The organism is Gracilibacillus sp. YIM 98692 (assembly GCF_010993965.1).
In the GTDB taxonomy this organism is placed as follows: domain Bacteria; phylum Bacillota; class Bacilli; order Bacillales; family Amphibacillaceae; genus Gracilibacillus.
The window spans coordinates 1-6,258 of the sequence record NZ_WIXM01000059.1 but is presented as its reverse complement, the minus strand read 5'-3'; the positions used below and the strand labels follow the sequence as shown (position 1 = coordinate 6,258).

Below are 6,258 nucleotides of genomic sequence, written 5' to 3'. Positions count from 1 at the left end.
TGAAACCCGAAGACAAGAAGGCACTATTTAATTCCTGTTTTCTACTCTACCGCGGAAAGCGAAGTATGTTGTCGGAGCGTATGATAGCAGTAACCAAAAACAGGAAGATATAGGTGCTTCAATTACATCTTCACTGTGTCGCAGTTTGGTTCAAATGTGTAAAATACAACAAATTCCAAATAAAATAAATGTTGAGGTTAAAGCTTTTCTACAATGGAAGATACAGGGTAATTCTCTAGGTCTAATTCGGCTTGCTTTCCGACTGCAAGATTAGCTAATTCTTTTCCAAGGTAAGGCCCTGTTGTAAGTCCTGAAGAGCCTAATCCATTAGCGACTAATATATTCTCATACTCAGGCAAAGAACCATACACTGGTAAATAGTGTGGAGCAACAGGTCGAAATCCAACATTCACCTTAGATAAGGAGCTGTTGGCCAAATCAGGAGCAAGCTCCAGCATATCTGTGAAAATTTGATGTAACCCGCCAGGTGTCACACTTGTATCATACCCAACGTTGTCTTCATGCGTAGTCCCTGCAACGACCGAGCCGTTTTCAGCTGGTACCATATAGCTTCTTCCGCCTGGCATGATTACCGGCCAATCGTCTGTTTGCTTATTTTTCATTTGCACCTCGGTAATTTGTGCTTTTTGAGGTCTTATTAATCCTTTCATTCCAAGCGGCTTAATTAAGTCGCTAAACCAAGCACCAACGGCGAGTATGATTTTATTCCCTTGTAAAACTTGGTCATTAACCATCGCTTTTGCTTGGCCATTTTCTTTTATGAGTTCAGCTTGTCCTTCTATTTGCTTTACACCGTATTTGTGACAAGCTTTCAATAATGCTTGGCGAATCTTTTCACCATGAACACGTGCTCCACCACTAATTTCTATAGACGAATATCCATCATCTATAATAGGAATACGAGCCTTGGTTTCTTCTGGAGAAAGCTGTGTTACACTTCCCATTTCGGGCGCATGGTCTTTTCGCTTTTGTAATACACCGTGAATTTTATCGAAACGTTTAGCATCTTTTCGAATAACTAAGGTGCCAACCCTTTTATATCCTGTGTTTTCAATTCCTTCAGCTGCTAATTGATCGACTAATTCAGGATAAAAGCGAGCACTGTTTCTTGCAAGGTAATACCAAGATTGATTGCGTCTTTGGGAAACCCATGGACAGACAATCCCGGCTGCAGCAGTAGTGGCACGACCATCGAAGTCAGCATCCACTAATGTGACCTCTACACCTTGTTTGGCTAAGTGATAAGCAGTAGAGGTACCAACAATTCCCGCTCCAATTATAATCGTTTTATTCACACATCATCACCTATTTCTAAAAAACTTCTAAGCACAGTTTGAAGCAACTGCTTCTAAGAATCAAGCGCTGGTACACTTTTCAATAAAAGAATTATAAAGAAAAAGTACCGAATGTCGATAACATATGCTATAATGTACCGTAAAGTTTTTGAAAATTTTTAATACAAAGAAAACGGAGACGTCTTGTTCTTGGATAAGATAATAAAACGATGAGCCGATTAAAGTGTAGCTTCTATGCTGCACTACCAAAGATTCATACAATGAAATTAGAAGCTTGATGATGTCTCGTTCAAGTTTTTTCATATAGAAAGGAAAGGGATAACCATGAAATACGGTTTTTCTGATAAGGTAAAATATTTAAAGTCTTCAGCAGTTAGGGATATTTTAAAAGTCATTAATCAAGGCAATATTATTTCTTTTGCAGGTGGGCTGCCTGAGGAGGATTTGTTTCCAGTCGATGCGGTGGACCAAGCCTTTCATAAGGCAGTAACCTCTAGCAAAAAATCATTACAGTACGGAGAAACTGAAGGGGTTCCTGCATTAAGGGAAGCATTAACAGAGCGTATGGCCGAAAAAGGATTGCAGAGTAGTCCAGAAGATATTTTAATCACTTCTGGCAGTCAACAAGCCATCGATTTATTTTCACGAGTAATGTTTAACAAAGGGGATGTTATTCTTACAGAAAACCCCACTTATTTGGCGGCTTTGCAAGTTTTTGAGTCCTATGAAACAAATGTAGTAGCGGTAGACTCAGATGATGAAGGGATGGTTCTGGAAGATTTAGAAGAAAAAATTGCGCGTTTAAAGCCAAAATGTATCTATGTTGTACCAACTTATTCTAATCCAACAGGGAAAGTATGGTCACTTGAGCGTCGAAAAAAATTATTGGAACTTGCCTATAAATATCATGTCGTTATTTTTGAAGATGATCCATATGGAGAACTTCAATTTGATACAGAGGATGCACCGCCTTCGATTGCATCTTTAGATAAACAAAATCTCGTGCTGTATACAAGCACATTTTCCAAGACAGTTGTTCCAGCGATGAGAATTGGTTGGATTGTTGGTCCTCATCAAATTATTCGAATTATGGCACAAGCGAAACAAGCAACAGACCTTCATACAAATACAATAAGTCAGCATGCTTTAGTTCATTTATTACATGATTTTGATATAGATGCACATATCCAAACGATTCGAGATACCTACTATAAAAGGATGCTGGTAATGAAGGATTTACTAAGCAAGGCGGACATTGAAGGTCTGGAATATATTGTACCTAAAGGTGGTATGTTCTTTTGGGTCACGTTACCAGAACATTTCAATACTACCGAGTTATTGAATGAAGCAGTAAAGGAAGGGGTAGCATTTGTCCCAGGTGCTCCATTTTATGTTTCAGATGCGCAGCAAAATACGATGCGACTTAACTTCACTAATTCTAAACCAGATCAAATTGAGGAAGGCATGAAAAGGCTAGTTCAAGTATTAGAATCCACAAATGTATACGCCTGATCAACAAAAACGGGAGGTGACCTGCCTTCCCGTTTTTTTTATATTAAAGTCCAAATAACTTTTGCCACCAGCTTTTTTTGTCTTTTCTTTTTCTTTGTGTTTCATGTTTAATGTGTATATTTTTTTTATCAATAGCATTGTCCATAGCTAAAATAATGCCATATGTTGTTTTAGCGTCACGATTGGTCACAGAAGTATATGATATGTGATGTTTCTTGGCTGCATCCCGATATGGCTTGAAAAAACGTACACTCATATTTCCATTCATCAACATTGTAGCATCAGGATACTGACGCATTGCCTCTTCCAACTCGTATAATCCTTTTTTACCACGTATTTCTGTTTTTTTAAGTGCTAAGACGACTCTTTCCCTTAAAGAGCCTAAATACCGCCGTCTTTCATCTGGATTGGTTTCTTTCGCTCCATAAATGCCTTCCTGTATATAGTCGTCTAACTGTTTTTTAGCCATTGCAAATCTCCTTTTAACAAATACTCCTACAATATATAGTATAAACCAAAACCATAGAAAAAAGCCCTCAAAATCTGAGGGCTTTCTAGGATAAGAATCATTGTTTTGTCAACGTATTGGGGTTATTGCGTTCATTTATTATATTAGTCTTCGTCTACAGGATAAACACCATTTTCATCATGTACCTCTTTACCTGATAAAGGAGGGTTGAATACACAAATCATACGCATATCTTCTTTAGCACGTAATAAATGCTCATCATGCTCATCTAAAGCATAAAGAGTATCTTTTGTAATTGGCCATACTTTATTGTCGCTTAGTGTCACCACTTCACCTTCGCCTTCAATGCAATAAACAGCTTCTAAATGGTTTTTATACCAAATATGCGTTTCCGTTCCTGCTTTGATGATTGTGTCATTAACAGAGTAACCCATACCGTGTTTTTTCATAATTAAACGACGGCTTATCCAGTTACCTCCATCAACTTCGTGTTCAGTTCCTAGTACATCTTCTAACTTAACTACTTTCATGAATGAATTGCCTCCTGTTATTTATCTATATATAATTTAAGTCCTGTGTTTATTAGTTCGTTACTGGATCCTTCACAAGACCTTTTACACTTTCTTCAATAATTTCTAATCCTTTTTGAAGGTCTTCTTTTGGAATATTTAATGCTGGGAATAACTTGAATACTTCATCGTTTGGACCAGCTGTTTCCATAATAAGACCCAGTTCAAAGCATTTTTCTGTCACTTTTTCAGCGAATCCTTCAACTTCTGAAGCAATACCGATCATTAGTCCGCGTCCGCGTACTTCCCCTTTAATTTCTGGATAATCTGTCACAATTTTTTGCAGGAAGTTATGGACGATTTCAGATTTCTCATGGATTTCTTTTTCAAAGGATTCATCTTTCCAGTAATCTAAGGCAGCAGTTGCTGTTACAAACGCATGGTTATTACCACGGAAAGTACCATTATGCTCGCCTGGCTTCCAAATATCTAGTTCAGGCTTAATTAGTGTAATCGCTAATGGAAGACCATATCCACTTAAAGATTTGGAAAGACAAACAATATCTGGTTTAATTCCTGCAGCCTCAAAACTGAAGAAGGAACCAGTACGGCCAATACCAGCTTGGACGTCATCGATAATAAGCAAGATGCCCCAACGTTTACAGATTTCTTCGATCTTCTTCAACCATTCAAATCGTGCTGCGTTAATACCACCTTCACCTTGAACCGTTTCAACGATCATAGCAGCAGGAATTGCTACACCACTACCGCTATCTTCTAAGAATCTTTCTAAATAAGCGACAGTGTCATGGTCAACATAGTTATCATAAGCCATTGTTACTGTGTTTTGTAGTGGAATACCTGCACCTTGACGTTTCATTGAGTTACCTGTTACAGACAAGGAACCAATTGTCATCCCGTGAAAACCACCAGTAAAACTGATGATATCTGTTCTTCCTGTTACTTTACGTGCAAGTTTAAGTGCACTTTCTACTGTATTTGTACCAGTAGGGCCAGGGAACATCACTTTATAATCAAGATCACGCGGCTTCAAAATAACGTCATCCAATTTCTCCAAGAAATCTGCTTTAGCAGTAGAAGCCATATCTAAAGAGTGCGTGATGCCATCATCGGTAATATAGTCAATAAGTTTTTGTTTCATATGATCATCATTATGGCCATAATTTAATGCACCGGCGCCGGAGAAAAAGTCGATATATTCCTTACCATCTTCATCCCACATCTTATGTTTTTTTGCTTTTGTAAAGACAGTAGGAAAATTGCGAATATAACTACGCACTACCGACTCATGATGGTTAATAGTATCCAAGTTTTTACTCATTAAATTATCCTCCTAGTTATTTATAAATAAAAAAGTTATACTGAAATTTCAAAAAATTAAGTCATTATTATTTTTTAATGGGTCCTACTACAAATTTTAACTCTTCCTCATGTTCCTCACCAGGGAATACATCCTCGGTAAAAAACTCGTAAGAATTTATTTCTGTATTAAGATCACGAGCTAATTTCTGGAATAATGATTGAGATGCAACATTTGATGGTGTAATCGTTGCTTCGACATATTGAACGTCTTTACATGCATCAGTTTCTAATAAATAATGCATTAATCTTGAAGCAATTCCTTTTCCCCTTTGAGAAGAATCTACACCAACTTGCCAGATAAAAACAGTATCCTGTTTATTTGGGGGGATAAATGCGGTAATAAAACCAACCACTTGGTTATTTTGTTTTGCGACGACACAAGTTTCACTGAAATACTCACTCATCAATAAATACTTGTATGAGGAATTTGTGTCTAGTGTTGAATTTGATACTAATTCCCACATTCCTGCTCCGTCTTCTTTTGTCGCTGTGGAGAATACAACATCCTCAGTGGGAGTTTTTGTTTTTGTATTAATCACGGTTTTCTCCTTTCTTATTTGGCAATCATTAGTTTGCACAAATAGTACATGTTATATGATAGCGGTCTTTTATCGTTTCTTCAAATCGCTTATAGGCTGATTACTGATTGTAAATCTTCTTTTATTAAGCTGTGCTTCATTCAATTAGAATAACTTTATAAATCCTTCCATATTGTCATTCATTCTTACAAATGAGCAAAATTTGGTTATTTTAATTCAATTTTTTATATACCCTTTTTATGTATACCCTTTATAAAATTTTTTATACACTATGTCCTTTTTTATCATTTAAAAAAAACTCTTATCGAATTCTTCATTATTTTATTACATAGTAGAACAAAACTGCGCAATACTGTAGGGTGAGAGTTTAAATGACGCTTCGGAAATATACTTCGCTTTCCGCGGGCAACGCTTCAGCTTCCTCGGAAGCAAAATACACTTCCTGCGGGATCTTCAGCCGTTGGATTAAGTCCGTTTAATTGTGTAAAAAAAGAATGGGCCATGTCAATTCTTGGATACAATGTTTTTAA

At 37.0% G+C, this 6,258-nt stretch carries 6 protein-coding genes; 1 reads left to right on the top strand and 5 read right to left on the bottom strand.

Annotation, left to right across the window (positions count from 1 at the left end):
* Nucleotides 1-197 precede the first annotated feature (197 nt).
* On the bottom strand, nucleotides 198-1,316 hold the full coding sequence (locus GHD00_RS20625; protein ID WP_163540071.1) for an NAD(P)/FAD-dependent oxidoreductase: 1,119 nt from the start codon (nucleotides 1,314-1,316) through the stop codon (nucleotides 198-200).
* A 324-nt stretch (nucleotides 1,317-1,640) separates the two neighbouring features.
* Between GHD00_RS20625 and GHD00_RS20620 the strand changes: the two genes are divergently transcribed.
* Nucleotides 1,641-2,828 (top strand): aminotransferase-like domain-containing protein, encoded by a 1,188-nt coding sequence (locus GHD00_RS20620; protein WP_163540070.1) that lies wholly within the window; start codon nucleotides 1,641-1,643, stop codon nucleotides 2,826-2,828.
* A gap of 43 nt (nucleotides 2,829-2,871) precedes the next feature.
* On the opposite strand, the gene GHD00_RS20615 is transcribed toward GHD00_RS20620, so the two are convergent.
* The 4 genes from GHD00_RS20615 to ectA form a co-directional block, all read right to left on the bottom strand.
* Nucleotides 2,872-3,297: a YueI family protein gene (locus GHD00_RS20615; RefSeq protein WP_163540069.1), complete on the bottom strand. Its 426-nt coding sequence runs from the start codon at nucleotides 3,295-3,297 to the stop codon at nucleotides 2,872-2,874.
* Nucleotides 3,298-3,440: 143 nt separating this feature from the next.
* Complete coding sequence (locus GHD00_RS20610) at nucleotides 3,441-3,827, bottom strand: ectoine synthase (protein WP_163540068.1); 387 nt, start codon at nucleotides 3,825-3,827, stop codon at nucleotides 3,441-3,443.
* Between the two features lie 52 nt (nucleotides 3,828-3,879).
* Nucleotides 3,880-5,148, bottom strand: coding sequence for a diaminobutyrate--2-oxoglutarate transaminase (gene ectB, locus GHD00_RS20605; RefSeq protein WP_163540067.1), 1,269 nt, complete (start codon nucleotides 5,146-5,148; stop codon nucleotides 3,880-3,882).
* A 67-nt stretch (nucleotides 5,149-5,215) separates the two neighbouring features.
* Complete coding sequence (gene ectA / locus GHD00_RS20600) at nucleotides 5,216-5,725, bottom strand: diaminobutyrate acetyltransferase (protein ID WP_481810404.1); 510 nt, start codon at nucleotides 5,723-5,725, stop codon at nucleotides 5,216-5,218.
* Nucleotides 5,726-6,258 lie beyond the last annotated feature (533 nt).